21 protein-coding genes, 1 pseudogene and 1 riboswitch are annotated in these 26,328 nt (G+C 70.8%); of the genes and pseudogenes, 12 read left to right on the top strand and 10 right to left on the bottom strand.

All coding sequences use genetic code 11. From position 1 onward, the window contains the following. Both RB628_RS05680 and RB628_RS05685 read right to left on the bottom strand, forming a co-directional pair. Positions 1-2,015, bottom strand: a 2,015-nt coding sequence (locus RB628_RS05680; RefSeq protein WP_318319168.1) for a DUF5682 family protein, incomplete at its 3' end; no start/stop codon positions are given. Positions 2,016-2,151: 136 nt separating this feature from the next. After that, positions 2,152-3,297, bottom strand: a complete 1,146-nt coding sequence (locus RB628_RS05685) for an AAA family ATPase (protein ID WP_318319169.1) — start codon at positions 3,295-3,297, stop codon at positions 2,152-2,154. 167 nt (positions 3,298-3,464) lie between these two features. Between RB628_RS05685 and RB628_RS05690 the strand changes: the two genes are divergently transcribed. After that, positions 3,465-4,823 carry an SWIM zinc finger family protein gene (locus RB628_RS05690; protein WP_318319170.1) on the top strand — a complete coding sequence of 453 codons (1,359 nt, stop codon included), beginning with the start codon at positions 3,465-3,467 and terminating at the stop codon, positions 4,821-4,823. A 49-nt stretch (positions 4,824-4,872) separates the two neighbouring features. After that, positions 4,873-6,549: a DUF5691 domain-containing protein gene (locus RB628_RS05695; protein WP_318319171.1), complete on the top strand. Its 1,677-nt coding sequence runs from the start codon at positions 4,873-4,875 to the stop codon at positions 6,547-6,549. 53 nt (positions 6,550-6,602) lie between these two features. Here the strand turns inward: RB628_RS05695 and RB628_RS05700 are convergent, their stop codons facing one another. Next, the gene (locus RB628_RS05700) at positions 6,603-7,007 is read right to left on the bottom strand and encodes a cobalamin B12-binding domain-containing protein (RefSeq protein ID WP_318319172.1); all 405 of its coding nucleotides are present in this window, start codon (positions 7,005-7,007) and stop codon (positions 6,603-6,605) included. Between the two features lie 404 nt (positions 7,008-7,411). Between RB628_RS05700 and RB628_RS05705 the strand changes: the two genes are divergently transcribed. Together RB628_RS05705 and RB628_RS05710 are read left to right on the top strand one after the other, a co-directional pair. Beyond that, on the top strand, positions 7,412-8,296 hold the full coding sequence (locus tag RB628_RS05705) for a lipase family alpha/beta hydrolase (RefSeq protein ID WP_318319173.1): 885 nt from the start codon (positions 7,412-7,414) through the stop codon (positions 8,294-8,296). A 208-nt stretch (positions 8,297-8,504) separates the two neighbouring features. Next, positions 8,505-10,061 (top strand): M23 family metallopeptidase, encoded by a 1,557-nt coding sequence (locus RB628_RS05710; RefSeq protein ID WP_318319174.1) that lies wholly within the window; start codon positions 8,505-8,507, stop codon positions 10,059-10,061. A gap of 79 nt (positions 10,062-10,140) precedes the next feature. Here RB628_RS05710 and pcrA read toward each other — a convergent pair whose 3' ends face one another. After that, the gene (pcrA, locus tag RB628_RS05715; protein ID WP_318319175.1) at positions 10,141-12,678 is read right to left on the bottom strand and encodes a DNA helicase PcrA; all 2,538 of its coding nucleotides are present in this window, start codon (positions 12,676-12,678) and stop codon (positions 10,141-10,143) included. Positions 12,679-13,220: 542 nt separating this feature from the next. Further along, a riboswitch (cyclic di-AMP (ydaO/yuaA leader) is annotated at positions 13,221-13,396 on the top strand. Positions 13,397-13,403: 7 nt separating this feature from the next. Between pcrA and RB628_RS05720 the strand changes: the two genes are divergently transcribed. Continuing rightward, the gene (locus RB628_RS05720; protein ID WP_318319176.1) at positions 13,404-14,609 is read left to right on the top strand and encodes an NlpC/P60 family protein; all 1,206 of its coding nucleotides are present in this window, start codon (positions 13,404-13,406) and stop codon (positions 14,607-14,609) included. Positions 14,610-14,790: 181 nt separating this feature from the next. On the opposite strand, the pseudogene RB628_RS05725 reads toward RB628_RS05720, so the two are convergent. Beyond that, positions 14,791-14,922: pseudogene (locus RB628_RS05725) on the bottom strand (hypothetical protein); the annotation flags it as partial. Positions 14,923-15,687: 765 nt separating this feature from the next. Between RB628_RS05725 and RB628_RS05730 the strand changes: the two are divergent. Next, positions 15,688-16,812, top strand: a complete 1,125-nt coding sequence (locus tag RB628_RS05730) for an NlpC/P60 family protein (RefSeq protein ID WP_318319177.1) — start codon at positions 15,688-15,690, stop codon at positions 16,810-16,812. Here the strand turns inward: RB628_RS05730 and RB628_RS05735 are convergent, their stop codons facing one another. Both RB628_RS05735 and RB628_RS05740 read right to left on the bottom strand, forming a co-directional pair. Continuing rightward, positions 16,813-17,610: a response regulator transcription factor gene (locus tag RB628_RS05735; protein ID WP_318319178.1), complete on the bottom strand. Its 798-nt coding sequence runs from the start codon at positions 17,608-17,610 to the stop codon at positions 16,813-16,815. It lies immediately after the preceding gene. Beyond that, positions 17,607-18,935, bottom strand: coding sequence for a PspC domain-containing protein (locus tag RB628_RS05740; RefSeq protein WP_412180596.1), 1,329 nt, complete (start codon positions 18,933-18,935; stop codon positions 17,607-17,609). Before RB628_RS05740 ends, RB628_RS05735 begins: the two co-directional genes overlap by 4 nt. Before the next feature lie 143 nt (positions 18,936-19,078). Here RB628_RS05740 and RB628_RS05745 point away from each other — a divergent pair, with 143 nt between their 5' ends. From RB628_RS05745 to RB628_RS05760, 4 genes are all read left to right on the top strand, one after another. After that, on the top strand, positions 19,079-20,590 hold the full coding sequence (locus RB628_RS05745) for a PspC domain-containing protein (protein WP_318319180.1): 1,512 nt from the start codon (positions 19,079-19,081) through the stop codon (positions 20,588-20,590). Beyond that, a complete protein-coding gene (locus tag RB628_RS05750; protein WP_318319181.1) occupies positions 20,577-20,885 on the top strand; it encodes a hypothetical protein in 309 nt (102 codons plus the stop codon). Before RB628_RS05745 ends, RB628_RS05750 begins: the two co-directional genes overlap by 14 nt. A gap of 177 nt (positions 20,886-21,062) precedes the next feature. Beyond that, complete coding sequence (locus tag RB628_RS05755) at positions 21,063-21,410, top strand: recombinase family protein (RefSeq protein ID WP_318319236.1); 348 nt, start codon at positions 21,063-21,065, stop codon at positions 21,408-21,410. A gap of 8 nt (positions 21,411-21,418) precedes the next feature. Further along, positions 21,419-21,523 (top strand): hypothetical protein, encoded by a 105-nt coding sequence (locus RB628_RS05760; RefSeq protein ID WP_318319237.1) that lies wholly within the window; start codon positions 21,419-21,421, stop codon positions 21,521-21,523. Here RB628_RS05760 and RB628_RS05765 read toward each other — a convergent pair. After that, a complete protein-coding gene (locus tag RB628_RS05765; RefSeq protein WP_318319182.1) occupies positions 21,477-22,013 on the bottom strand; it encodes a DoxX family protein in 537 nt (178 codons plus the stop codon). The two genes, RB628_RS05760 and RB628_RS05765, sit on opposite strands and share 47 nt — an antisense overlap. A gap of 469 nt (positions 22,014-22,482) precedes the next feature. After that, entirely contained in the window at positions 22,483-23,760 is a 1,278-nt protein-coding gene (locus tag RB628_RS05770; protein WP_318319183.1) for a hypothetical protein, read from the bottom strand. A gap of 212 nt (positions 23,761-23,972) precedes the next feature. Between RB628_RS05770 and RB628_RS05775 the strand changes: the two genes are divergently transcribed. Further along, positions 23,973-24,854 carry a DUF4429 domain-containing protein gene (locus tag RB628_RS05775; protein ID WP_318319184.1) on the top strand — a complete coding sequence of 294 codons (882 nt, stop codon included), beginning with the start codon at positions 23,973-23,975 and terminating at the stop codon, positions 24,852-24,854. Between the two features lie 32 nt (positions 24,855-24,886). Here the strand turns inward: RB628_RS05775 and RB628_RS05780 are convergent, their stop codons facing one another. Further along, a complete protein-coding gene (locus RB628_RS05780) occupies positions 24,887-25,681 on the bottom strand; it encodes a class II aldolase/adducin family protein (RefSeq protein ID WP_318319185.1) in 795 nt (264 codons plus the stop codon). A gap of 176 nt (positions 25,682-25,857) precedes the next feature. Here RB628_RS05780 and RB628_RS05785 point away from each other — a divergent pair, with 176 nt between their 5' ends. Beyond that, a complete protein-coding gene (locus RB628_RS05785) occupies positions 25,858-26,325 on the top strand; it encodes a pyridoxamine 5'-phosphate oxidase family protein (protein ID WP_318319186.1) in 468 nt (155 codons plus the stop codon). Positions 26,326-26,328: the final 3 nt, after the last annotated feature.

Genomic DNA, 26,328 nt, shown 5'->3' on the forward strand with positions numbered 1-26,328 from the left:
ACAGCACCCGCGCAGGCATCCACGGGGTCAGGCGCGAGAGCCTCCTCGGACCCGTTCATTTCCCTGGAGACTGAGGCGCTCGCAGGCATCCCGGCAGCGGTGCCCGCAGAGACCCCCGCAGTCGCGGTACCAGCCGGCGACAGAGCCGGTACCGGCTCCGCGTCCCGTGCCGGAACTCGGTCCGACGTCTCTCCGAGCAGCCCCACCGCCCCGTGCACCGCGTCCACATGGCGCCGCATTTCTTCGGCGGCCTCCGTGTCCAGCGCGGCGCAGGCCGGGGGCAGGCCGACGAAGACACGTTCGGCGAGGCCCGCCGCGACCTCGGACAGCGCCTGGGTGTCCGTGCCGCGTACGTCGCCGTAGCGCAGGGAACGGACCAGCGCCGGCAGTGCCTGGGCCAGGTGGCCCACGTCGGCGTCCAGGGCCGCGCGGTCGGCGAGGACGCGCATGACCGCGGGGAGCGCGTCGGACAGTTCGGCGAGCAGGCAGCGCTCGGCGAGTGCGGTCACCTCGGCCAGTGAACCCGCGCCGACGGCGTCGGCCTCCGCTCTTGCGGTCGCCGCCGAGAGCACGGTCGTGCCCCACACGCCGGCCTCGGCGACCCGCACCGCCAGCTCCGGCTCCCACCGCAGCCGCCACGTCTCCCGGAAGGTACCGGTGCTTCCGCGCGACGCCGCCCGCTCGCCCCAGCCGATCCCGAGCAGCCGCAGCCGGTGCAGCAGCCGACTGCGCGCGGCGTCGGTCTCCTTGCGCAGGTCGAGCTCCAGGTCCCGTTCCAGCGCCTCCGGTTTGAGCCGCAGTCGGCGCTGGAGCCGCGTCAGGTCTCGCTGCAACGGCACCGCGGGCGCCGCCTCCGGAACCTCCCCGAGCACGTCTCCGACGACGAGCCGGTCGTGCACCAGGGCCAGCGGTACGTCCGAGCCCTCGCACATCACGGCCCGCACGGCGTCGGTCGTCTCGGTCAGCCCGGGCAGCGGGCGGCCCCGCATCGCGGCGAGCGTCTCGGCCAGCCGCACCGCCTCGATGACATGCGCCGAGGAGACGATTCTGTCCTCGTCGCGGAGCAGCCCGGCCACCCTGGTCATCCACCGCTCGACCGGCCGGTCCCGCGCACCGAACAGATGCCCGTACCAGCCGGGCGAGTCGATGCCCGCCCCGTAACCGCTGGCCCGCGCGAGCCTCCGATGTGTCCACGGCACCCAGGTCACGTCCACCTTGACCTTGGGCAGCCCCTTCAGCAACGCCCGGTCGGCGCCGACGGCGGCCCGTTGCCGTAGCACGGGCACATGCCAGGCGCCGCACACCACGGCCACTGCCGCCTCCCCGAACTCTCGCTGTGCCGACCGCACTTGGAGCCGCATGTACGCCTCCCTCACCGGGTCCCGGTCGTGGCCCCCGGTCCCGTACACCTCCCGCAGCGCGCCCATGGCCTCTTCGAGCACCTCGAACGGAGCGAACGCGTCCCCCTCCCCCGGCCCCCGGTGCTCGACGACGTCCTCCCACCAGCGCTCCGGATCGTCGTAACCGCCGGTCCGCGCGAGCACGGCGAGCGGATCGACCCGCACATCGACATCCACGTCCGTGTCCGCGTCCGTGTCCGCGTCGGACGTACGGCCGTCGGGTCCGTCTCCCTCCCCCTTCCCTTCCCCTTCCCCTTTTCCTTCGTCGTCGCTGCCCCACGCCAGGGTGTGCGCGGCGGGAAGGTCGATGAAGCGGGCGGGAACCCCGTGTTCCAGGGCCCAGCGGATCGCCACCCACTCCGGGGAGAACTCGGCCAGCGGCCAGAACGCCGAGCGGCCGGGCTCGTCCACGGCGTGGGCCAGCAGGGCGACCGGCGGCCGCATGTCCTCGTCGGCGGCCAGCGGGATCAGGGCGTCGGCCTCGGGCGGTCCCTCGATCAGGACGACCGCCGGCCGCGCCACCGCCAACGCGGCCCGAACCGCCCGCGCCGACCCGGGCCCGTGATGCCGCACACCGAGCAGCAACGGCCCGGTGCGCCCCTCGACTTCGGTCACGACGCCCCCTTCGTGCCCCACGACGAGTCATCGTCACCGACCACTTCGCTCACCGCACCGACCCGCGCGGACACCGAACCCCCTCGCGCCGACATCCCATGGACCCGCCCCCGTTCACCCGCACCCGCCAGGCACCTCATGCGCTCACCTCGCGGCACGCGCGGTAGAAGTCCTTCCAGCCGTCGCGTTCGCGGACCACCGCCTCCAGGTACTCCTGCCAGACGACCCGGTCGGCCGCCGGATCGCGGACGACGGCGCCGAGGATGCCCGCGGCGACGTCGGAGGCTCGCAGGACCCCGTCGCCGAAGTGGGCCGCCAGGGCTAGGCCGTTGGTGACGACCGAGATCGCCTCGGCGGTGGAAAGCGTGCCGCTGGGCGACTTCAGCTTCGTCCGGCCGTCCGACGTGATGCCGTCGCGCAGTTCACGGAAGACGGTCACGACGCGACGGATCTCGTCGACACCGTCCGGCACGGCCGGCAGGTCGAGCGAGCGGCCGATCTGGTCGACCCGGCGCGAGACGATGTCGACCTCGGCATCGGCGCTCTCGGGCAGCGGCAGCACCACCGTGTTGAAACGGCGGCGCAGGGCGCTGGACAGCTCGTTGACCCCGCGGTCGCGGTCGTTGGCCGTCGCGATCAGGTTGAACCCGCGGACCGCCTGCACCTCCTGCCCCAACTCCGGTATCGGCAGCGTCTTTTCCGACAGAATCGTGATCAGCGTGTCCTGTACGTCGGCCGGGATGCGGGTGAGCTCCTCGACGCGCGCCGTCATTCCCTCCGCCATCGCCCGCATGACGGGGCTGGGTACGAGGGCGTCACGGCTCGGACCGTGCGCGAGCAGCCGCGCGTAGTTCCAGCCGTACCGGATGGCCTCCTCCGGTGTACCGGCCGTGCCCTGGACCAGCAGCGTCGAGTCGCCGCTGACCGCCGCCGCCAGATGCTCCGACACCCAGGTCTTCGCCGTGCCGGGCACGCCGAGCAGCAGCAGGGCACGATCGGTCGCGAGGGTCGTCACGGCGACCTCGACGATGCGGCGCGGGCCCACGTACTTCGGTGTGATCACCGTGCCGTCCGGCAGGGTGCCGCCCTGCAGGTACATCGCGACGGCCCACGGCGACAGCTTCCAGCGAACCGGGCGTGGGCGGTCGTCCTGCGCGGCCAGCGCCGCCAGTTCGGTGGCGAAGGCGTCCTCGGCGTGCGGGCGCAGTTCTTCCGTGCCGTTCGCGTGCGCGGACTGCTCGTGGCTCGGATCGACGAATGTCGGTTCAGCGGAAACAGGCATGGCTCGGTCCCCCTCCAGCTCGGCCGGTCTTGGCCCGTTCGGATCTGGTGACCACACTGCACCACGCCACTGACAACGCGTTCTGACCTGCTGAAATGCAGTTTCGGAAGCCGAGCGGGGATCGCTGCGAGGACCGATTGTCAGTGCCGGGATCTACCTTCGATGTCATGACTCAGCAGGGGGTGCGCTGGACAGCGGATCAGGTGCTGGCACTGGCGCCTGACGTCTCGTCACGCAAAGCGGGAAGCAAACTCGGCGCGGCCGGGCCGTGGTCGGAGGCCGGCAGTTCTGACGAGGGGACGGTGTGGGGACTGTGCAAGGGCAGTGGCAGCAAGCCGTATCAGACGGTCGTCGACATCGCGGACCCCACCGGGCCCGCGTACAAGTGCAGTTGTCCGAGCCGCAAGTTCCCGTGCAAGCACGCGCTCGGGCTGCTGCTGCTCTGGGCGGGCGGGGACGGCGCGGTGCCGCGAGGTGAATCGCCGGGCTGGGCGGAGGAGTGGCTGGCGGGGCGGCGGAAGCGCGCGGAGGAGAAGCGGGCGGCGGGGGCGGCGGGTTCCCCGTCCGGGTCCGGTGATCCGGAGGCGGCGCGGCGCAGGGCGGAGCTCCGGGCCGAGCGGATCACGGCGGGGGCGACGGAGCTGGAGCAGCGCCTCGCCGACCTGCTCCGCGGCGGCCTGGCCACGGTGGAGCGGGCGGGGTACGGGCTGTGGGAGGAGACAGCGGCCCGCATGGTCGACGCCCAGGCTCCCGGACTGGCCGCGCGGGTGAGGGAGTTGGGGGCGATCCCCGCATCCGGTCCGGGCTGGCCGGTGCGACTGCTGGAGGAGTGCGCGCTGCTCCACCTCCTCGACCGGGGCTGGCTGCGCCGGGAGGAGCTGCCGGACGGTCTGGCGGCGACGGTGCGGTCACGGATCGGCCTGTCCGGCTCGGCGGACGGCCCGCCGGTCCGTGACCGCTGGCTGGTCCTCGCCCAGTACGAGACGGCGGACGCCCGCCTGACGACCCGCAGGATCTGGCTGCACGGCGCGGAGTCACGCCGTACCTCCCTGCTCCTCTCGTACGGGGCGGCCGGCCGCGCCCCCGAACTGGCGCTGCCGGTCGGCCTGGCGTTCGAGGCGGAGGTGTCCGCGTACCCCGGCGCCGGGCAGCTGCGCGCCGCCCTGGGCGAGCGGTTCTCCCCGCCCGCGCCGACGGACGTACGACCGCCGGGCACGACGACCACACACGCGGTCGAGCGCTACGGGGAGGCGCTCCGGGACGACCCCTGGCTGGACTCCTGCCCGGTGACGCTGGACCGGGTCATACCCGTCCCGGACGGCGGCTCCTGGCAGCTGGCGGACGCCGACACCGACTTCGCGCTGCCCCTGGCTCCCTCCGCCGTCGCCCACCCCGGCCTGTGGCGCCTCGTCGCCCTCTCGGGCGGCGCCCCGGTCACGGTCTTCGGCGAGTGCGGACACCAGGGTTTCACTCCCCTGACGGCCTGGCCGGAGAAAGCGGCGGGACAGGCGGTGGCGCTGTGCTGAGGCGGCGCGACACTTCACGGCTCCTCGACTCCCGACGAGAGGGAATCTCATGAACGGCAGCAGTGCCTCCGCCCCCGCGGGCTCTCTCTCGGGCTCCTGGGAGGAACTGGTCACCGCGGCACTGCTCGGCACGGAGCGGCGTACGCCTCCGGGCTGCCCGCCGGGCCGACAGGCACCGGTCGCGCTGCTCGACGCGGCGGCCGTGGAGACCGTACGGCGGCGAGCGGGGCTGCGGCCCGCCAGAGCCGCGACGCGACCGGAGCCCGCTGCGGAGGACCCGCGCCCACCGCTGCCTCCGGCGGCGGCCCGCAGGCTGGCTCTGCTACTGGCCGACCGGCCCGGCACCCCCGGCGGCAGCGGTCGCCGGAGTACGGCGCCGGACCTGATGGAGCTGCTGCCCCAGTGGCTCGCGGCGGCGAACGCGCACGGTTTCGCGGCCCCTGCCCAGACGCTGCCCGCGCTGCTCGACGCGGCCAGGGGGCGCACGGATCTGCGTCCGGCGGCGCTGGCGTTCGCGGGGCCGCGCGCGCTGTGGCTCGCCCGGCTGAACACGGACTGGCGGTTCGCCCGGCGCTCGGCCCCCGGCGGGGGCGCGTCCCTGCCCGGCATGGAGGAGACGGACCGGATCCAGCGGCTTTGGCAGGAGGGCCTGTTCGCCGAGCGGGTCTCCCTTCTCGCGGCGATACGCGGACGGGAGCCCGCTGCCGCCCGGGAGTTGCTGGAGACGACCTGGCCGACGGAGCGGGCCGAGGACCGGCTGATGTTCCTCGACTCACTCCGTACGGGCCTGTGCGCCGAGGACGAGCCGTTCCTGGAACGGGCGTTGGCCGACCGCAGCCGCAACGTCCGGGCGACAGCGGCGGAGTTGCTGTCCGCACTGCCGGAGTCGGCGCTCGCCGCACGGATGTCGGTCCGGGCGGGAGCATGCGTGGCCGTCGACCACACGAACAGCGCGGGCGGCAAGGGCGGTACGAGGAGCAGGCCCACGCTCGTGGTCGAGGCGCCGCACGAGTGCGACGCGGGCATGGAGCGCGACGGCGTCGTGGCCAAGGCCCCGGCGGGACGCGGAGAACGGTCCTGGTGGCTCGGCCAGTTGGTGGAGGCCGCCCCGCTGGGATCGTGGTCGGGACGGCTCGGCGGGCGCACGCCGGAGGAGATCGTGGCACTGCCGGTGGCCGACGACTGGCAGGGCGAACTGCACGCCGCGTGGTGCCGGGCGGCGGTGCGGCAGCGGGACGCCGACTGGTCCCGGGCGCTCCTCGGCAAGCCCTCGACACCCGAGGCAGGCGGGCCCGGCGCGGTGTCCCTGGCGGAGCGGGCGAAGCTGCTCGCCACTTTGGACTACGCCGAGCGGGCCGAGTGGGTGGCGGGGTTCATCGCGACACACGGGCTGTCCGAGGCGTTCCAGCTGCTCGGGGTCTGCGCGGTGCCGTGGGCCGAGCCGCTCGGGCGGGCCGTGGTCGACGCACTCAACATCGCGCGGGACGCGGGGAGTTACCCCTGGAGCTTCAGTGGGGTGATGGGCCTGGCGGAACGCTGCCTGGACCCCTCCGAGGCCGGCCGTCTCGACGGCCTGCTGGCGATCCCGGACGAAGGGGAGGATGCGTCACCGGGCGCGGGAAGTTACTGGGCGGAGGCATTCCAACGCCTCGTCGGCACACTGCGCTTGCGAGCGACGATGGCGGAGGAACTGAGAGCTGAGCCCCTGCGCTCCCCTTCGCCTTAACGGACCGGGACGGGTGCGTGGGCGGGCGGGAAATGTCCGAACAGCAGCCATCCTCACCCCCGCACGGACTCCCGCACCCACTCCACGACCGAAGCCATGGTCGCCCCAGGCGTAAAAATCTCCGCGACCCCCTTCTCCTTCAGCGCGGCGATGTCCGCCTCGGGGATGATCCCGCCGCCGAACACCTTGATGTCGGCGGCGTCCCGCTCCCGCAGAAGGCCGATCACGGCAGCGAACAGCGTGTTGTGGGCGCCGGAGAGGACGGAGAGCCCGATCGCGTCGGCGTCCTCCTGGATCGCGGTGTCGACGATCTGCTCCGGCGTCTGGTGGAGCCCGGTGTAAATGACCTCCATACCGGCATCCCGCAGCGCCCGCGCGATCACCTTGGCCCCGCGATCGTGGCCGTCGAGCCCGGGCTTCGCCACCACCACACGGATCGGACCGGCTGCCAAACCCATCGCTGCCTCCATGCGGTGAACGAACGTTATGTCCAGCATCCCCCAACCGGCAGTTTCACGACGGATGCCGAGGGGGAAATCACACGGTGGGACACGTTCGCCGCGCACCGTTGCCTTCACTGGACCGGCGCAAGGGGAGCCGCATCGAGGTTGTCGCACCACCGCGTCGCGAGCCGCGCGCCGTGGCGGTGCGGTGCATCGGAGATGGCACGAAGGGCAGAAGGGCACAACAGGGGGGAAGCTTCGTCGCCATGCGGCAGGGAGCTTCGCCGCCCCTTGGCGTCACACACGCCGCGCCCCACTCGTCCACCACCGACGCCACCACCGGCCGCCCTCGTCGCGACCCCCCACTAGGGCACACGGGGGACAGAGAAGTCTTCCGGCGTGCCGACAGGAGGTCGGCCATGAAGGTCATCCGGGCAGTACAGCCCCTGCTGCCGCTCTGCGAGCGCGTCCTGCCGAGCAGGCTGGCGGGGCTCTCCGTCGCCCTCCTCAAGGCGACAGCCCTGGAGATCGCCATTCTGGCGGGACACCTGCTCCTGTATCCGTCGGGCATCGTCCAGGAACGCCGGGCCGCGACCACAGACCCCTCCGCAGACCCCTCCGCGCTCCCCGGAACTTCCACCACCCGGCTGCCGACGGAGCCGAAACCCCCGGTCGTCCTCCTCCACGGCTTCATCGACAACCGCTCCGTTTTCGTCCTGCTGCGACGTTCCCTCGCCCAGCACGGCCGCCAGCAGATCGAGTCGCTCAACTACTCCCCGCTGACCTGCGACATCCGCACCGCGGCCGAGCTCCTCGGCCGGCACATAGAGGAGATATGCAGGCGCACAGGTCACCCCCGGGTGGACATCGTCGGGCACAGCCTGGGCGGTCTGATCGCGCGCTATTACGTGCAGCGGCTCGGTGGTGACGTCCGCGTCCGCACGCTCGTCACCCTCGGCACCCCGCACTCCGGCACCCGGGTCGTCCCACTGGCCGACGCGCATCCGATCGTCCGCCAGATGCGCCCCGGCTCGGAGGTCATCGAGGAACTGCGCCTGCCCGCGTCCCACTGCCGTACGCGCTTCGTCAGTTTCTGGAGCGACCTGGACCACCTGATGGACCCGCCGGAGACGGCCTGCGTCGATCACCCCGACCTGCTGGCGCAGAACGTGCAGGTCACCGGCGTCGGCCACCTCGCCCTGCCCGTGCACCCCGCTGTCGCTACCGGAATACGGCAGGCCCTGGACCAGAGCGAGCAGCCCCTCGCCGCCGGAGCGCAGACCGGCGGACTGACTGTGGCGTAGCCCTCGGCACACAGGCGGCTCCCCGCGTCGAAATTCGAACAATCTTCGAACGCCAGGCCAAACCCGTGCCCACAGTCCCCCGAAACACGGCCGAATGCCCGTTTCCCCCAGGCACGAAACCTGCGGAATATTGTCGCGCCCGCATACCGCCGGGTACAGTCGCCGCACTGCTCTGCCAGCCCCTGTTGTCGAGGCGAAAGAGAAGTTGGTGAACGAACGTCACCCGTCGGGGACCATGACCACCCCGACTCCGGCTTCCGAGGCCGCGACGGCGCACTACCCGTCGTACGGCACACAGGAGGTCCCTTTCGGTGACTTCACCCCGTACGACCCCACCTTCGCCAACGGTTTCGACGCAGGTATGGGCACGGGTGCCGGTACCGGAAATTTTGAGACCGACCCCCTCTTCGGCAGCATGCCGGGCGAAGACACCACCGGTTCGTACGACAACTCCCAGTGGTCCACCGGCAGTCACCACACCCTGAACTACGACCCGTACGCGGCCCAGCATCACGCCGCCTACGACACCGGTGCGTACGACACCACCACCTGGACGCCCGGCTACCAGCAGCTCGCCGGCATCCCCGCGCAGACGCCGCCCCCGGGCGCGGACACCAGCGGCCAGTGGGACGCGGGCGCCTGGCTCCAGGCCGAGCAGGCCGGCCCCGCCGACCAGACCCAGCAGTGGGAATGGGGCACGCAGGCCTCCGACACCGGTGTGTACGACGCCACGCAGTGGAACTCGGACAGTGGCCCGGGCAGCACGCCCGACCCGTCCGCCGAGCACGACCACGAGCGTGAGCACGAGTTCGACCAGCAGGCCACCGCGATGTTCGAGCAGATCGCTGATGTGGCGGACGTACCGGAGTACGACCAGCACACCTTCGCCCACGGCGAGTCGGACCTTGGCGACGACGGTGAACCACCCACCGAGGCTCCCCTGCTCGACGGCCAGGAAGAGGCCGCCAGAGGCACGGTACCCGGAGCCGGGCGCGCTGCGTCCCGTACGGCGGCGCGCAACGCGGGCCGGTCCCGGCGTCGTACCCCGGCCAAACGTTCCGCCCTGCTGACCATCGCCGTTCCGTCCGCCTGTGTGATGGGTGTCGCGGGTATCGCAGCCGCCTCCGTCGGCGGGATGACCGGTGACGACGAGCAGAACACGACGGCGTCGGCGTCGGACGGCGTCGCCGTGAAGCCGTCCACCGCGAACAACAAACTGGACACCCAGCTGGAGAGCCTCTCCGCGGGCGCCGACGACTTCGCCGACCGGGCCAGCCGGACGCAGGAACGTATCGACCTCAAGGCCCAGCAGCTCGCCGAGAAGAAGCGGGCGGCGGCGGAAGCGGCCCGCAAGGAGCGACTGCGCCCGAAGTACGCCCTCCCGGTCGAACAGCACGGTCTCAGCGCCTACTACGGCCAGGCCGGCATCAACTGGATGTCCGTGCACACCGGTATCGACTTCCCGATCTCGTACGGCACGACGGTGCTGGCCGCGACCGACGGCACCGTCCGTACGCAGTGGAACGGTGCGTACGGCAACATGATGATCGTGACCGACAAGGACGGCACGGAGACGTGGTACTGCCACCTCTCCAGCTACCGGGTCGCGTCCGGTACCACGGTCAAGGCCGGCGAGCCCATCGCGTACTCCGGGAACTCCGGGAACTCGACCGGCCCGCACCTGCACTTCGAGGTACGGCCCGCCGGGGGCTCGGCGATCGACCCGCTCTCGTGGCTGCGCAGCCACGGCCTCGACCCGACGTGATTCCCGACTGAGATCTGATCCTGCCCCTGCCCCTGTCACCGGCGCGACCCGGGCACCTCGACGATGCCCGGGTGTCCGGTTACAGCTTCTCGACCGGCGCGTACCGCAGCAGCAGCCGCTTCGGCTTCTCCTCGCCGAAGTCGACGGTCGCCTCCGCGTTCGAGCCGGTGCCCTTCACTCCCACCACGGTCCCCAGCCCGAACTGGTCGTGCGTGACCCTGTCCCCCACCGCCAGCGCGACGACCGGCTTCTCGGCACCGCCCCTGCGCGTGGCGAAGCCGGACGCGCCCGAGGCCGCGGAGCGCGAGCGCGAGGACGACAGCGAGGACGCCACCCCGGAGGCCGGGCCCGAGGACTTCGCAGGAGCCATCGCCCCGGTGCGCTTCCACTGCAGATGGGCCGCCGGGATCTCCTCCAGGAAACGCGAGGGCGGGTTGTACGAGGGCTGCCCCCACGCACTGCGAAGCGACGAGCGCGTCAGATACAGCCGTTCACGCGCACGCGTGATGCCGACGTACGCGAGCCGCCGCTCCTCCTCCAGCTCCTTCGTCTGGCCGAGGGCACGCATGTGCGGGAAGACGCCGTCCTCCATGCCGGTCAGGAACACCACCGGGAACTCAAGGCCCTTGGCGGTGTGCAGGGTCATCAGGGTGATGACACCGGAGCCGTCGTCGTCCTCGTCGGGGATCTGGTCGGAGTCGGCGACCAGGGCGACCCGTTCCAGGAACGCGGCGAGCCCGGCCGGCGCCTCCGCCTCGCCGTCCTCGGCGAGCTGTCCGGTCTCCCCCGCCTCCGTGGCCGCTGCTGATTCCTGCTCGAACTCCAGGGCCACCGCGGCGAGTTCCTGGAGGTTCTCGATGCGGGTCTCGTCCTGCGGGTCGGTCGACGCCTGCAACTCGGCGAGGTAGCCCGTGCGTTCGAGCACTGCTTCCAGAACGGTCGCCGGGCCCGCGCCCGACTCCACGATCGTCCTCAGGTCCTCCATCAGCGTGTTGAACCGCTTGACGGCGTTGGTCGACCGCGAAGCCATCCCGTAAGCCTCGTCCACGCGCTTCAGCGCCTGCGGGAAGCTGATCTTCTCGCGCTGGGACAGCGCGTCGATCATCGCCTCCGCGCGCTCACCGATGCCGCGCTTGGGCACGTTGAGGATGCGGCGCAGCGGCACCGAGTCCTCCGGGTTGGCGAGGACACGCAGGTAGGCCAGGACGTCCCGGACCTCCTTGCGCTCGTAGAAGCGGACACCGCCGACGACCTTGTAGGGCAGGCCGACGCGGATGAAGATCTCCTCGAAGACACGGGACTGGGCGTTCGTCCGGTAGAAGACGGCGACGTCACCCGCCTTCGCGTCGCCCGCGTCCGTCAGCCGGTCTATCTCCTCGGCGACGAACTGCGCCTCGTCGTGCTCCGTGTCGGCGACATAGCCGGTGATCTGCGCGCCCGCGCCCGCGTTGGTCCACAGGTTCTTGGGGCGGCGGGACTCGTTGCGCTCGATGACCGCGTTGGCGGCGCTCAGGATCGTCTGCGTGGAGCGGTAGTTCTGTTCGAGCAGGATCGTCGTCGCGTCCGCGTAGTCCTCCTCGAACTGGAGGATGTTGCGGATCGTCGCGCCCCGGAAGGCGTAGATCGACTGGTCGGCGTCACCCACGACGCACAGCTCGGCGGGGCGCAGATCGTGCTCGCCGGGCGGTACGTCCACCGAGTGCTCGGCGGTGCCGACGAGTTCCCGTACGAGCGCGTACTGGGCGTGGTTGGTGTCCTGGTACTCGTCGACGAGGACGTGCCGGAAGCGGCGGCGGTAGTGCTCGGCGACGTCCGGGAAAGCGCGCAGCAGGTTGACCGTCGTCATGATCAGGTCGTCGAAGTCGAGCGCGTTGGCCTCACGCAGCCGCGACTGGTACATCGCGTACGCCTGGGCGAGGGTCTTCTCGAAACCGTCACTCGCCTGGGCGGCGAAGTCCTCCTCGTCGATCAGCTCGTTCTTCAGGTTGGAGATCTTCGCGCTGAAGGACTTGGGCGGAAAGCGCTTGGGGTCCAGGTCCAGGTCGCGGCAGACGAGCGCCATCAGCCGCTTGCTGTCGGCGGCGTCGTAGATGGAGAAGGAGGAGGTGAAGCCGAGTCTCTTGCTCTCCCGCCGGAGAATCCGCACGCACGCGCTGTGGAACGTCATCACCCACATCGCGTTCGCGCGCGGGCCGACGAGCTGCTCGACGCGCTCCTTCATCTCACCGGCGGCCTTGTTGGTGAAGGTGATCGCGAGGATCTGGCCGGGGTGGACGCCCCGCTCGCCGAGCAGATAGGCGATGCGGTGCGTGAGCACACGCGTCTTGCCGGAGCCGGCGCCCGCCACGATGAGCAGAGGAGTGTCGGCGTGCACGACGGCGGCGCGCTGGTTCTCGTTGAGCCCGTCCAGGAGCGCGGCCGGGTCCACCACAGGGCGTGGGGCGCCGTCGCGGTAGTACGCGTCCCGGTCCGGCGGCGCGTCGAACTTCCCGCCGAACAGGTCGTCCGAAAGGGGCTCCGGCACGTGCTCGTCCTCGGGCGGCGGCGGAGGTTCCTCCTCGTGGGCCCGTGGGCCCTGGAGGTTCGCCAGGAAGCTGTCGTCAAAGAGGCTGCTCATCGCTCTCCGAGTCTAGGCTCCCCCACTGACAACCGGCCGCCACCCCGAAAACATCCGCCGGACACCGGACACCGGACACCGGCCGCCGGAACCAGGCCCGGGTTCCACCCCTCGCCTGCCCGCACGCTTCTGCGTTTCCTGTGGGAAACCCTGGTCAGACCCTGAAGAGGCGGGCCTTTGCGCCGGACGAGACCCTGATCAGCGCGGTGTCGTGGGCACACGGGGTCGGGCACGCCGTTGACGGGTGCCGCACCGGAGGGCAGCCCGTTACAGGTGCCGCCCTCGCGATCTCCGCGGCTCTGACGCGCACGGCACCGGACCCGACTGCTCCTGCCCGGACAGCGTGCACCAGATCGGGGCATATTGAATATTTCACAACAACTCGCCGCAGGTCATTCAGAATCGACTTCGCAGAACCACGTTTAGGACTGAGGTCACAAAAACGTATCGGGCATAGCGGTCATCAACCTTCACAGGAGCCGCACGAGTTGGTTAGCGTGCCCCAAGGCCGCTCGACCCCCACCGGCGAACGTCGCCGGGCCGCGCGGCCTCCGCCGAGTCCGATCGTGCCGCCCTGTGCGGCAGGAGCCGGGGACCCACCGAAAACCTGGGGTGAATCGGTCCAACCGCCTTCCAGGGCAAGGACCGTAGGGCAACCCTTCCGAACCACCCGCCCGAACCCGACAGCTAACCCGGTAGGCGGAACGTGGAAGGAGTCGCCTCCCTTGGCGTCGTCGCACCGCAAGTCGCGCCCTACGGGAACGCGCGTAGCAGGCATAAGGACCCCCGCCTTCGCCACGGCGGCCCTGACCTCCGTCGCCCTGCTGTCCCAGACCGCCAACGCCGCGCCCACGGCGCCCGCCACGCCCCCGGCACCCTCGGCCGACGACAAGCCGAGCATGGAGGAGGTCGAGGCGAAGGTCGGCGACCTCTACCGCCAGGCCGAGTCGGCCACCGACAAGTACAACGCCGCCAAGGAGAAGACCTCCAAGCAGCGGGGGCGCGTCGACGCCCTGATGGACGACGTGGCCCGGCGCACCCAGAAGCTCAACGAGGCGCGCGAGAAACTGGGTTCCTTCGCCGCCGCGCAGTACCGCACCGGGTCCCCCGCCCCCGACACCACGACGTTCCTGCTCGCGGACGACCCGCAGGACTACTTCGACCAGAACCAGCTGATGGACCGTCTCACGGCCCGCCAGCAGGACGCGGTCGACGACTACATCACGCAACAGGCCGAGACGACACAGAAGCGCCAGGAGGCCACCGCGAGCCTCGAGTCGCTCACGGAGTCCCAGGACGAACTGCAGACGACCAAGACCGCCGTCCAGACGAAGCTCGTACAGGCCCGCCAGCTGCTCTCCCGCCTCACCGCCGAGGAGAAGCTGCGCCTGGCGGCGATCGAGCGGGAGAAGCAGGCGGAGGCCCGCCGCCAGGCGCAGGATCTCGCCCGGCAGCAGCAGGCGGCGGAGCAGCGGCGCCTGCAGGAAGCGGCAGCCGCTGCGGCGGCGCAGCAGTCGGCGGGCAGCGCCGCCCCGGACACGGCGACGACGCCGGTCACCGACTCCTCGTACGCCACCAAGGCCGAGAAGGCCCTGGCGTTCGCACGCGCGCAGATCGGCAAGCCGTACGTCTGGGGCGCGACCGGCCCGGACTCGTACGACTGCTCAAGCCTCACCCAGGCCGCCTGGAGGGCCGCCGGAGTCACCCTCCCGCGCACCACCTACGACCAGGTGAACGCGGGCACGACCGTCTCCCTCTCCGACATCCAGCCCGGTGACCTGGTCTTCTTCTACGAGGGCATCAGCCACGTCGGTCTCTACATCGGCAACGGAATGATGATCCACGCCCCGAAGCCGGGTGCGTACGTCCGTGAGGAATCGATCTTCTACGACGGCGAGTCGGCGATCCACAGCGTGGTGCGCCCGGCCTGAGGATCAGGTGCGGTTCTCAGCGACCCGGGACCTTCCCTGGGAGTCGCACGCTTCCTCCGGGCGGCCACGACGGACCGTCGGTGCCACCCTGGCCGTTGGCCTGCCGTCAACTACCCGGTCGTGAACGGGCTTACTGCTCGAGTCATCACTGGCTGTGATGGGTCTCGGCTGCGTCCGGTTCTCACGCGGTGAGCGTGAGAGCGGGGGCCGTTGACTGGGCCCCGCAGACCCATGCGTACCACCCTCTTCGGGCGATGTTGTGGGACGAGTTGTGGTCCGCGTGCTCAACGAAGCCGCAGGACCGGCACGCGAAACGGGCCTGGGTGGGCCGGTTTCCGCGTTCGGTGTGGTGGCACTGGGAGCATTCCTGGACGTGGCCTTCGCCCGGTCATGAGGGGCTCGGCTTCTCCGCTTTGACTCTGACGAGGCTGCAAGGTTCGCTTCAAGCTACGGCCCGCGTGCTTGCTCCCTCCAAAGAGGCTCTTGACATCCCGCTCAGCCCGCCGCGTCTCCACGACGAACCGGGACCTGCTACCGGGCACTCCGGTGCCTACCCGGACGGGACTTCCACCCGCGAGCCTGGACCAGCTTTCAGGACGCAACATGAGCCCGGACTAGTCAGAGGCGCCCGCACCGCATGACACCGGGCCGGGCGTACGGCGTTCGCAAGGCGCACGCACGGCACTCCCAGGCCTCGCATATATGCACCCCATAGCACCGTGTAATCGCCACGTGCCCCGTAAACCTCCGCTTCGGTCAGACGACTGCGTGAAGTCGGCGGAGCCGGAACGGAATCACGGTCGCATGCGGTCACCCTGCGGTCGGCTCAGACCAGTTCCGTACATGGCGTTACCCCCACGACACACTCAGGTTTAGCGTCCTCCACCAGGTGCCCGGCTCCCCACCGCCGCCCGGGCCAGGGGCGGCAGTCGGACACCACCGCCGAGAAAGTCCGGCGGCGGACCGCTCCCCCTGTGCGGGCCGCCGCCGGACGCGCAACCGCCCTCCTGGGTCCGCTTCCCAGGCGCCGTCGGGCGGTCGTCGCAGTGGCGGTCGCACGAAAGGACGTGACGCCCCGGTGGCAGCGCACCGCAAGCCCCGACAGCGCTCGCTCAACGGCAATACGGCCCGCACCGCCGCGACGATCGCCCTCGCGGGCGTGGCGACGGCGACCGGGTTCGACGGCATCGGGTATGCCGAGCCACAGCTGACCCCGGCGCAGGTCGAGGCCAAGGTGAACAAGCTGTACGCGGAGGCTGAGGTCGCCACCGAGAAGTACAACGGCGCGAAGGAGAAGGCCGAGCGGGCGGAGCGACGGCTGGGCACCCTGCGGGATGAGGCGGCGCGCAGGGAGGAGCGGCTCAACTCGGCTCGGGAGACACTCGGTTCGATGGCCGCGGCACAGTACCGCGCCGGCGGGCTCGACCCCGCGCTGCAGCTCGCCCTCTCCGACGACCCCGACGGCTATCTGGACGGCGCCGCGTTCGCCGAACGGGCGGGCAGCAGACAGGCGTCGGACGTGACCCGGGTGCGCAAGCAGCTGCGGGAGATCGAGCAGCTGCGTGGGGCCGCCCATGTCGAGCTGACCTCCCTCAAGTCCCGCCAGGCCGAGCTGAACCGCCACAAGAAGACCGTGACCGGAAAGCTGGGTGAGGCCCGCCAACTGCTGTCCCGCCTCACCACGGAGGAACGCGCCCGACTCGCGGCGAACGACAGCAGCGGCGGCACAGGCTGGGCTGTGGGACACGCATCGCGGTCGTCGGGAAGTGCGCGGGAGGAGCTGGGGGCAGCGGGAACCGCTGACGCCGCCGGGGCGGTTCCCTCGGGGGCCTCCGGGGCTGCCGAGGCCACCAACTCACGTGCGGCGGCGGCTGTTTCCTACGCCTACCAGAAGCTCGGCAGCCCCTACGTGTGGGGCGCCACCGGCCCGAACGCCTTCGACTGCTCGGGCCTTATCCAGGCCGCCTACCGCTCCGCGGGCATCTCCCTGCCCCGCACCACCTACGCCCAGATCAACGCCGGCCAGCGTGTCTCACGGTCCGAACTCCTCCCCGGCGACCTGGTGTTCTTCTACTCGGGCATCAGCCACGTGGGCATGTACGTGGGCCGGGGCCAGATGATCCACGCCCCGAACCCGTCGGCGCCGGTGCGGGTGGCACCTCTGGACGAGATGCCGTTCGCCGGGGCCACGAGGGTGGCGTGACTACACGAGCCTCCGTGCCGTGGCCCATCGCGTCAGCTCGTGCCGGTTGGAGAGCTGAAGCTTCCTCAGGACCGCCGACACATGCGACTCCACCGTCTTCACGGAGATGAAGAGCTGCTTCGCGATCTCCTTGTACGCATAACCCCGGGCGATCAGCCGCAGAACCTCTCTCTCACGCTGGGTGAGGCGGTCGAGGTCCTCGTCCACCGGCGGGGCGTCCGTGGACGCGAACGCGTCCAGGACGAACCCGGCGAGCCGCGGCGAGAACACCGCATCGCCGTCCTGGACACGGAAGACGGAGTCGACGAGGTCCGTGCCGGTGATCGTCTTTGTGACGTATCCGCGCGCGCCGCCGCGGATCACGCCGATGACGTCCTCCGCGGCATCCGAGACGGACAGCGCCAGGAAACGGACCGGCTGCTCTGCGTCGGCCATCAACGGGGAACAGCGGCGCAGGACTTCGACACCGCCGCCGCCCGGCAGATGGACGTCGAGGAGGACCACCTCGGGCCGGGTGGCGGTGATGACGGTGACCGCCTGGTCGACGTCGGCGGCCTCACCGACCACCTCGACGCCGGTCCGCTCGGTCTGCCCGATCTCGGCCTGGACACCTGTACGGAACATACGGTGGTCGTCGACGAGAACCACACGCACCCTCCGCCCGCCCGCATCCCCACTGCCGCTGCCGCCGGCGACAGACTCGCCAACCTGTCCAGCCTCGGCAGACACTGTCGGTTCGGCCGACTCCGCCGAGCCAGCCGGCTCGGCCTGCCTGTTGTCCCCGTGCGCCTCGCTCATGACGTACTCTCCGCCCTCTCCATCTCCAGCTCGACCTCCGTGCCGCCGCTCGGCACCGCGCGCAGCCGCGCCGTACCGCCGTTGCGCTCCATACGGCCGATGATCGATTCTCTGACGCCCATGCGGTCGGCGGGTATGGAGTCGAGGTCGAAGCCGGGTCCGCGGTCCCGGATGGACACGAAGACCGTCCTGCCCTCGACCTCGGCGTAGACCTGCACCGCGCCGCCCTCGCCACCGTACTTGGCGGCGTTCACCATCGCTTCCCGCGCGGCCTGCATCTGCGCGCCGGTTCTGTCGTCGAGGGGACAGTCACCGACGACCACGACCTCGATGGGGACGCCGTGCTTGTCCTCGACCTCGGCCGCGCTGCGGCGCACCGCCTCGGCGAGGGTGCCGGGTTCGTCGTCCTCTTCCTTTCCGGTTCCCTCCGGTTTGTAGAGCCAGTTGCGCAGTTCGCGCTCCTGGGCGCGGGCGAGGCGGCGCACCTCGTTCGCACTTTCCGCGTTGCGCTGGATCAGCGTCAGGGTGTGCAGGACCGAGTCGTGCACATGGGCGGCGACCTCCGCGCGTTCCTGGGCGCGAATGCGCATCAGGCGCTCCTCGGAGAGGTCCTGGGTCATCCTGACGAGATACGGGCCGGCCAGCAGCGCTATCCCGACCAGCACCGCGAGCGCGGCCTGCAGGACCGAGCCTAGATGTGCGGCGGAGCCCTGCAGGACGAAGATGCCGGACACACCCGCCGTGACCAGCATGACCCCGGCCGCGGCGCGGACGAGGGTGAGCGTGCGTCGGCGGCCGCCGACCTCCACCCAACGGGCTCGCCGGGCGTTGTCCGCCTGTCGCCAGACGAGGGCGACTCCGGCGGCGACAAGCACGGCCGGGAACAGATAGGCCTTGGCGCCCCCGCCGAGATTCACGTTGCCCACGAATACCATGGCCACGACGACCATGAGGAGCAGGGCGACGATCTGCCCCTTGTCCGGCTTGCGGGCGACGAGTCGGCGGCGGCCGTCGGGCGAGGTCTCGGTGCTGACGAGGGACGGAGGCCGCTGGGCCTCGACACCGCCGACCCCGAGCGGCACGAAGAACCAGAAGGCCGCATACAGCAGCGCACCGAGTCCGTCCGCCATGAACAGGCCGACGAACATGAGGCGCAGCCAGATCACAGGCAGCCCGAGATGCCCGGCGAGCCCTCGCGCCACGCCTCCGAGCCAGCGTCCGTCACTGCTGCGGTAGAGCTTGCGCGGGGGCCGCGGTTCGACGAGTGGCAACGCTGCGGCTTCCGGCATGCCATCGATGTTCACACGCCCGGCGGGCCCGGGCATCAGGGTCGGCCCCCGAGACTCCCCTGATCTTCGGGACCAGCTGCTGTCGATCGCTTCCCCCGCCCCGTCTCAGGGCGGAAATCAGGGTTGGCCCAGGGTCATTCCGACTGCCGCCGGGCCACCTCAAGCGCCACCATGGACGCATGACAGATCACGCACACGCCGCGACGGGTCCGGGACCCGGCTCCGGCCCACGCCCAGCCCAGGGCGCCGGGCCGCAGGATGCCGCGCCCGCCGCAGCACCCCCGCCGCCCACGGAGAAAGGGGAACCGCGCGCACCCGAGCACTCGGACACGGGCGCGGGTCCGCACGGGGCTACAGGTATGTACGCGAGATCCCACACGTCCGATGCCCCTGCCGCGGCTGTCACAGCCGACGAGCAGCTGCCGGCCAGGTTCCGGCGCGACCGACGGCAGAAGATGCTCGGCGGGGTGTGCGCCGGGCTCGGGCGGACGTGCGACATGGACCCGGTGATCTTCCGGATCACGCTCGCGGTGCTCTCCGCGACCGGTGGCATCGGCCTCATCTTCTACGGCTTCGCCTGGCTGTTCGTGCCGTACGACGACGAGGAGGAGAACGAGGTCCGCAAGCTGCTCACCGGCCGAGTGGACGGCCAGGCGCTGGCGGCCGTGCTCTTCGCGCTGGTCGGCTGCGGTGTGTTCCTGACGATGCTGAAGAACGGCGGCGTGCTCTCCTTCGCCGTCATACTGTCCATCCTGCTCGCGGGCGCCGGCTACTGGTCACGCAACCGCGGCGCCCCCGACCCCGACCCGCTGGCCGTCCAGGCAGTCGCCGACGCCCCACCGGAGGCCCAGGCGCCCCCTGTCCCCTCCGCCTACCCCTCCTGGTGGCGCGACCCCATCGTCAAGGACGGCACACACGTCGGCGGTACGGGTTATCTGTGGGGCCCCCACGACACCCGCGACCGGGACATCGCGGCGGCGGTCAACATCACCTACGGCAACTACGGCGGACGGCATCCGGACATACGGGCGGCCTGGTCCCGCCGACCGAAGCCGCGCGGCCCGCGCTGGATCGGGGGCTGGATACTCCTGCTCGCCCTCCTCGCCGGCTTCTTCGGCACGGCCGCGCAATGGGACGACGAGGCACTCGCCACCAGCTTGCAGACCGGCCTGTCCTGCGCGCTCACGGTGTTCGGCGTCGGCATCGCGGTCAGCGCGTTCCTCGGCCGTACCGGAGCGGGCTCCGTCTTCCTGGCGATCATCACAGCGGCCCTCCTGGCAGGCTCGGCCGCACTGCCCAAGGACGTCAGCACCCAATGGGTGCGCACGCAATGGACCCCGACCTCGGTGGCGGACATACGACCGAGGTACGACCTCGGCACAGGCGTCGCCACGCTGGACCTGACCGGGCTGCGCCTCGCGAAGGGGCAGACAGTGACGACAGCGGTCGAGGTGGGAGTGGGCCGGGTAGAGGTGATCGTGCCGAAGGACGTGACGGTGGAGGCGGAGATCGAGGTGGGCATAGGTGACATCCAGTTGCCCGGCGAGGACAAACAGGACGTGGACGTGGCACCGGGTAAGCGCAAGCAGGTCACGCTCTCGCCGACGAGCGGTGGCACCACCGCAGGCACGGTCGACCTCGACCTCGGAGTCGGCCTGGGACAGGCGGAGGTGACCCGTGCTGCGTCATGAGTTCCAGCCCGGAAAGCTGATCGCCGGCGTCTTCGTCACCATCGCCGGCATCACCTATGTGGGCGATGCGGGCGATGCCTGGGAGACACCCTGGTTCGCGGTGATCCCGCTCCTGGTGGTCGGCCTCACCCTGGCCGGCGCGGTGGCACTGCTGACCGGGGCGATCCGTCGCCGCAAGAAGACTCGCCGCGCGGCAATGCCGACCGGCAGCAGAACGGCGGGGCGTGAGAGGAGCGAAAACAGGGAGGCGACGGAGGCGGCAGGACCCTCAAGGTCACCGGAGATACCCGACTGACCGGCTCACCGTCCGTCTGTCGACACGCTCACGCGCACCGGCTCTCATCCACCAACCCAGAACCACTACCGCAACGAGACCGATGCATCCGCCTCACTGGAACGACAACTCCAGGACTGCACGGCCTACGTGAACGAAAGGCAGCACCTCGGGTGACTGACAGCTGCCCTCGACTACCTGAGATCGGGAGACACCCTCGTCGTCTGGAAGCTCGACACGCTTGGCAGGTCCCTCATCGACCTTGTGAGGATCGTCGACGGCCTGAGAGGCCGTGGAGTCGGCTTCGACGTGCTGACAGGGGCTCTCAGCGCCGTGGACACGACCTCCGCCGACGGCCGTCTCTTCTTCCAGGTCATCGCCGCCATGGCGGCGTCCGAACGCTCCCTCATCAAGGACAGGACCAAGGCCGGACTGGCAGCAGCCAAGGCGCAAGGGCGTACCGGAGGGCGCCCCACGGTCATCACTGATGATCTCCTCGCCATGGCGAAGGCAAGGAAGTCAAGGGCGAGAGCGTCAACGCCATAGCGAAGGCTCTGGGAGTGTCCAGGGCGACCCTGTACCGGCACCTGTCCGACCAGGAGCAGCGCTGCCTTACCGCCAGGCCCTCGCCTGGCCCCGGCCCCGCCGTCGGCCCCTGATCCAGGCATCCACTGACCAGACGGACGCCCCAGCCAGCATCAGAGGTACCCAGCAAAACAGGTACGGCAGATCGTTGCCGTAGTAGTACGGGTCGGAGGCCCAGCTCACGGTCAGCCAGAGGCTGAGCGAGATCAGCGCGCCGCCGACCGCCGCCAGCCGGGCCAGCAGCCCGAGCAGCGTGCCGATGCCGACGGCCAGCTCACCGAAGGCCAGGGCGTAGCCGAAGCCGGCGGGGTTCTTGAGGGCGAGGTCCACCAGGGCCGGGATGGCGGAGGAGTCCCGGACGGCGCGCATCAGGTCACCGACCGAGCCTGATCCGGAGTCGGCGAAAAAGGAGCTGTCAGTGAGTTTGTCCAGGCCGGCGTAGATGAAGGTGACGCCCAGGAAGACGCGCAGGGGCAGCAGGGCGTAGCGAGTGGCAGTGTCCCGCCAGTCCCGGTCGCCGTCGAGATAGGGAGAGTGCGTGTCCTTTCGCGTGCTGTGAGTCATCGCCCTTAGCCGCCTCTCGCCTGCCATACGTTGACCCCTCAACAGACGATACGGATGTTGACGTGACCTCGCTCACTTCTGGTACGCCATTCTTCCGACTTTCATCCGCGGCAGAGGAGCCGCGGAAGGGGAGACCGGGAGCCCCGCGTGCCCCACAGCCGCCCGTACCCCGACAGGGACGCGTCGGTGGGGTGTCCGCCCGCTGCGGCCGGCGCGTCAGCACCAGCACCAGCACCAGCACCAGCACCAGCACGACGGTCAGAAACCGATTCCGCGACCGGCCGAAAGCGGATACCCCGGGCGCACGGCCCCGACCCAACCACACCGCACGGTGCTGCGCCGCACCGCGCCGCACACGACGGCACACCACCCGGCGGGCGCCCGCAGCCACCCACCAACTAACCAACCCAACGACCCGCGACCCGCGACCCGCGACCCAACGCCAGGAGGCCAACCGGAAGGCCGGCCCTCAGTCCGTCACATCGATCACGCACCGGTTCGTCTCCACACCCGCCGCAGTGACCACCTGCACCTCCACCCGCCCCGGCTCCACGTCCGCCGGTACCGGCACCGTCAGTACCTCGTCGCGCGGGTTGCTGAAGCCGCCGGGTACCGGGACCAGGGGGACGTGGACGTGGACCGGGCCGATGCGGACGACCATGCGGGACAGCCGGTCGGCGGTGCCCGCGCCCGGAGGCACGAAGCCGGCGCCGCGGATCTCGATGTCGTCACCGGTGCGGATCGGGGCGTCCAGGTCGCCCGCCTCCCGGGACCGGACGACCGACAGGATCACCGGCCGGCCGCCCTCCGCGTACTTGCCGGCCACATAGGTCGCCGCCGACACCAGCACCACCACCGCCAGCCCCCACGGCAGGTCCGGCAGCTGATCCGGGCGCCTGGCCAGCCGTACGACCGCGAACAGGAGAGCGACCGCTCCGATCACCACGTACTGGATGTCCGCGAAGGTGCCGCGGCCCGCGTCGTCCGTCAGAAGGTCGGCCGCGCGGGGCCGGTCCGCGCGGACCTTCTGCAGGCGTTGGCCGAGGACGCGCAGGCCGACCACCCTGCGGACGAGCACCGCGATGGCGCACACCACCGCGAGGACGGTCACAACGCCCGCGCCCCGGGCGAGTTCAAGCCCGGCGATCAGCGCGTCGCGCTCCTCGTGTCCGGAGGCCACCGCCAGCCGGCCCACCAGTACGAGCACGGCATACGCCACGAACAGCACCCAGCTCGCCGCCACGACACGGGAGGTCGACAGGCGGTTGTCCTCGCCGATCAGGGGCGCCAGCGCCCCGCCCCGCGCCCGGTGGAACCAGGACGCGGCGATCAGCGCGCCGCCGACGAGTACCGCAGCCACCAGGCCGGCCGTCCGGGCGGTGCTCCAGCCCGCTCCGATCGCGGTGAGCGCCTGCACGAGCAGCAGGACGCCGACCAGCGCCCACACCGTGAACGCCGTACGGCGCCACAGCCGCGCGAGCCACACCTCGCCCTCGGCCCGGCCGCGCTCTGCGACGACCGCCGCGGACTGGGTCAGTTCGTCCGAGACCCACTGGCGGGAGGCCGAGGCCGAATGGGCCACCGCGGCCGGCAGCCCCTGCCCGGCCGCGAACCCGTCCCGCATGAGCAGGAACTCGGCGACCGCGCGCCGGTGCCCCGTACGCGCCCCGTGCGGGCAGTCCCCGCAGGTGCAGCCACCCCCGTGGTCCCCGGGCAGCACACCTTGCCTAGCCTCCTGCACCGCCACGCCCGACGCCCGCCTTCCCGCACCCGATGCCCGAACAACACACGTGCGAACCGCCGCCCGAACCGCACACATGACCGCCGGACAACTCCCCTACGACGAGGACGAATTGTGCCCTACGCAACACCCCCTCGCGTACGGCAGGTCGGTCCCGGCAGCGGAAAGGGCGAGTGAAACCGCCGCCCCCGTGTTGACCCGGCTGCGAGAATTTGCGTATGGCCGAGATCATCCAGCGCGACGGGACCTGGGCCTTCGACGGCAGGACGGTCCGGATCACGCCGGGGCTACACCGTTCCGTGCCGCTGTTCCGGCAGACGTACGGCGAGGTCGCCGTACCGCTGGAGGCCGTCTCGGGCATCGTCTACGAACCCGAGCGCAAGCGTGGGCGGCTGCGGCTCAGGCTCCGCGAGGGCGCCGACCCGCTGCTCCAGGCGACCGGCGGCCGGCTGCCGGACTCGGCCGATCCGTACCGGCTGACCGTGGACATCGACCGGTCCGGAGTCGCCGAGTACATCGCCGAGGAGATCCGGCACGCCCTGCTCCTCGACCAGGTGCCCAAGGAGCCTGCCAAGGCGTATCTGGTCCCGGGGCCGCCCGTGCCGGTGTCGGTGCGGTCCAGCGACGGCATGGTGTCGTTCGACGGTACGCGGGTCCGCATCGACTGGGCCGACACCTCCGACCGGGTCAAGCGGGCCACCGGCCCCCGCATCATCTCCATCCACGATCTCGTCCAGGTCGACTGGCTGCCCAACTCCGGCCACGAGGACGGCTTCACGCGCTTCGTGACCCGCGAGACGGTGTTCTCCAAGCTGCCGCCCGAGAAGGACCCGTACGCGCTCGACCTGTGGGGCAGCGCCCGCCGCGACCTGCTCACGGCGCTCGTCGCGACCGCGGTCACCGCCCGCCTGCCGCATCCCTCCACCCGCGCGGTCGGCTGCGCGGAGCGGCCCCGGCTCACCCCCGCAGTCCCGCCCCAGTCCGACCATCACGACGTACTCCTGCGCAGGCTCCGGGAGTTGGGCGAACTGCACCGCGAGGGCGTGCTCACGGACGAGGAGTTCGCGACCACCAAGGCGGCCGTCCTGCGGAGTTTCTGACCCGGTCCCCCACAGACATCCCCCGGACGCCGTCAACTCAGCAGATCCGGCTCGCTCCTGCTGATGTCCCGCCACAGCGGCTGGTAGTTGATCCACGCGACCAGGTCGCCGCCGAGCTGCTCCCGCGTCGAGACCGCCTGCTTGTGGTCGATCAGGATGGGCCGGCCCGCCGCCCGCGCCGTCAGCTGGACCTGACTCGACCGTTCCATCGACAGGAACCACCAGGCTGCCGCGTCCACCGAGTCGCCCACCGTGAGCAGCCCGTGGTTGCGCAGCACGAGGGCCTTGCGGGAGCCCAGCGCGGACGCGATCCGCCGGCCCTCGTCGGCGTCCACGGCGACACCCGTGTACGCGCCGTACAGGGCGTGGTCCTCGTAGAAGGCGCAGCTCTCCTGGGTGATCGGGTCGAGAAGGTCGCCGAGGGCGGAGAGGGCGCGGCCGTACACCGAGTGGCAGTGGGCCACGGCGACGACGTCCGGGCGGGCGGCGTGCACCTGGGCGTGCACGGTGAACGCCGCCTGGTTGATGTGGTAGCGGCCCTCGATGACCTGGCCGTCCTGGTTGGCCATGACCAGGTCGCTCACGGTGACGTGCTTGAAGGGCATCCCGAACGGGTTCACCCAGAAGCAGTTGCTGTACTCCGGGTCGCGCGCCGTGATGTGGCCCGAGACGCCGTCCTCGAAGCCGAGCCGCCCGAACAGCCTGAGCGCGCCAGCCAGCCGTTCCTTGCGGTGCCTGCGCTCGTCGTCGAGCGATTCGTACATCGGGGGCATCGCGAACTGCAGCTGGTCGGTGGGAAGTGGCAGGGGCGGAGTGGGCCCGTGCATAGGTCCTCCAGCACTGGGTTCCTTTACGGAGCGGAAGTTACCGTCGGTCCGCGCAGGAGAACAGGGATGTTGGCGAAGAGATGAAACAGATACCTGAGCCAGGGACACGAGACACCGACAGGACACCGGGGAATACACGTCACAGGATGTCGGGTATCCACGTCAGACTCGGTCCCATGAACTGGGCAGTATTCACCACCGCGGAACCCGACCTGGCCGAAACCGTCGAGAACCGGTTCCGTACCTTCACACACCACACGCTGGCCACCCTCCGCCAGGACGGTTCGCCGCGCACCTCCGGTCTCGAAGTCCGCTTCCTGAAGGGCGAGTTGTGGCTCGCCATGATGCCGGACTCGCTCAAGGCACGGGACCTGCGCCGCGACCCCCGCTTCGCCCTGCAGGCGAACCCCGGCGCGGGGACGGACATGGGCGGCGGTGACGTGCGGATCAGCGGGCGGGCGTACGAGGTCGAGGATCCGGCCGCCAAGGCCGCGTACAGGGAAGAGGTGGAACCGCCGGAGCCGTTCCACCTCTTCCGCACCGAGCTGACGGAGGTCGTACGGACCTGTGTCGAGGACGAGAAGTACCTGGTCGTCCAGGTGTGGCAGCCCGGAGAGCCGGTGCGGACCCTCAGGCGGACCTGAACC

Source organism: Streptomyces sp. ADMS (genome assembly GCF_033441795.1).
Lineage (GTDB): Bacteria > Actinomycetota > Actinomycetes > Streptomycetales > Streptomycetaceae > Streptomyces.

Bases quoted from the DNA above. Each gene is read 5' to 3' on its own strand.
- RB628_RS05780 (WP_318319185.1), bottom strand. From the start codon at position 25,681: ATGCACGGGCCCACTCCGCCCCTGCCACTTCCCACCGACCAGCTGCAG.
- RB628_RS05700 (WP_318319172.1), bottom strand. From the start codon at position 7,007: ATGGGTTTGGCAGCCGGTCCGATCCGTGTGGTGGTGGCGAAGCCCGGG.
- RB628_RS05775 (WP_318319184.1), top strand. From the start codon at position 23,973: ATGGCCGAGATCATCCAGCGCGACGGGACCTGGGCCTTCGACGGCAGG.
- RB628_RS05740 (WP_412180596.1), bottom strand. From the start codon at position 18,935: ATGCCCGGGCCCGCCGGGCGTGTGAACATCGATGGCATGCCGGAAGCC.
- RB628_RS05685 (WP_318319169.1), bottom strand. From the start codon at position 3,297: ATGCCTGTTTCCGCTGAACCGACATTCGTCGATCCGAGCCACGAGCAG.
- pcrA (WP_318319175.1), bottom strand. From the start codon at position 12,678: ATGAGCAGCCTCTTTGACGACAGCTTCCTGGCGAACCTCCAGGGCCCA.
- RB628_RS05690 (WP_318319170.1), top strand. From the start codon at position 3,465: ATGACTCAGCAGGGGGTGCGCTGGACAGCGGATCAGGTGCTGGCACTG.
- RB628_RS05735 (WP_318319178.1), bottom strand. From the start codon at position 17,610: ATGAGCGAGGCGCACGGGGACAACAGGCAGGCCGAGCCGGCTGGCTCG.
- RB628_RS05765 (WP_318319182.1), bottom strand. From the start codon at position 22,013: ATGACTCACAGCACGCGAAAGGACACGCACTCTCCCTATCTCGACGGC.
- RB628_RS05785 (WP_318319186.1), top strand. From the start codon at position 25,858: ATGAACTGGGCAGTATTCACCACCGCGGAACCCGACCTGGCCGAAACC.
- RB628_RS05705 (WP_318319173.1), top strand. From the start codon at position 7,412: ATGAAGGTCATCCGGGCAGTACAGCCCCTGCTGCCGCTCTGCGAGCGC.
- RB628_RS05745 (WP_318319180.1), top strand. From the start codon at position 19,079: ATGACAGATCACGCACACGCCGCGACGGGTCCGGGACCCGGCTCCGGC.
- RB628_RS05695 (WP_318319171.1), top strand. From the start codon at position 4,873: ATGAACGGCAGCAGTGCCTCCGCCCCCGCGGGCTCTCTCTCGGGCTCC.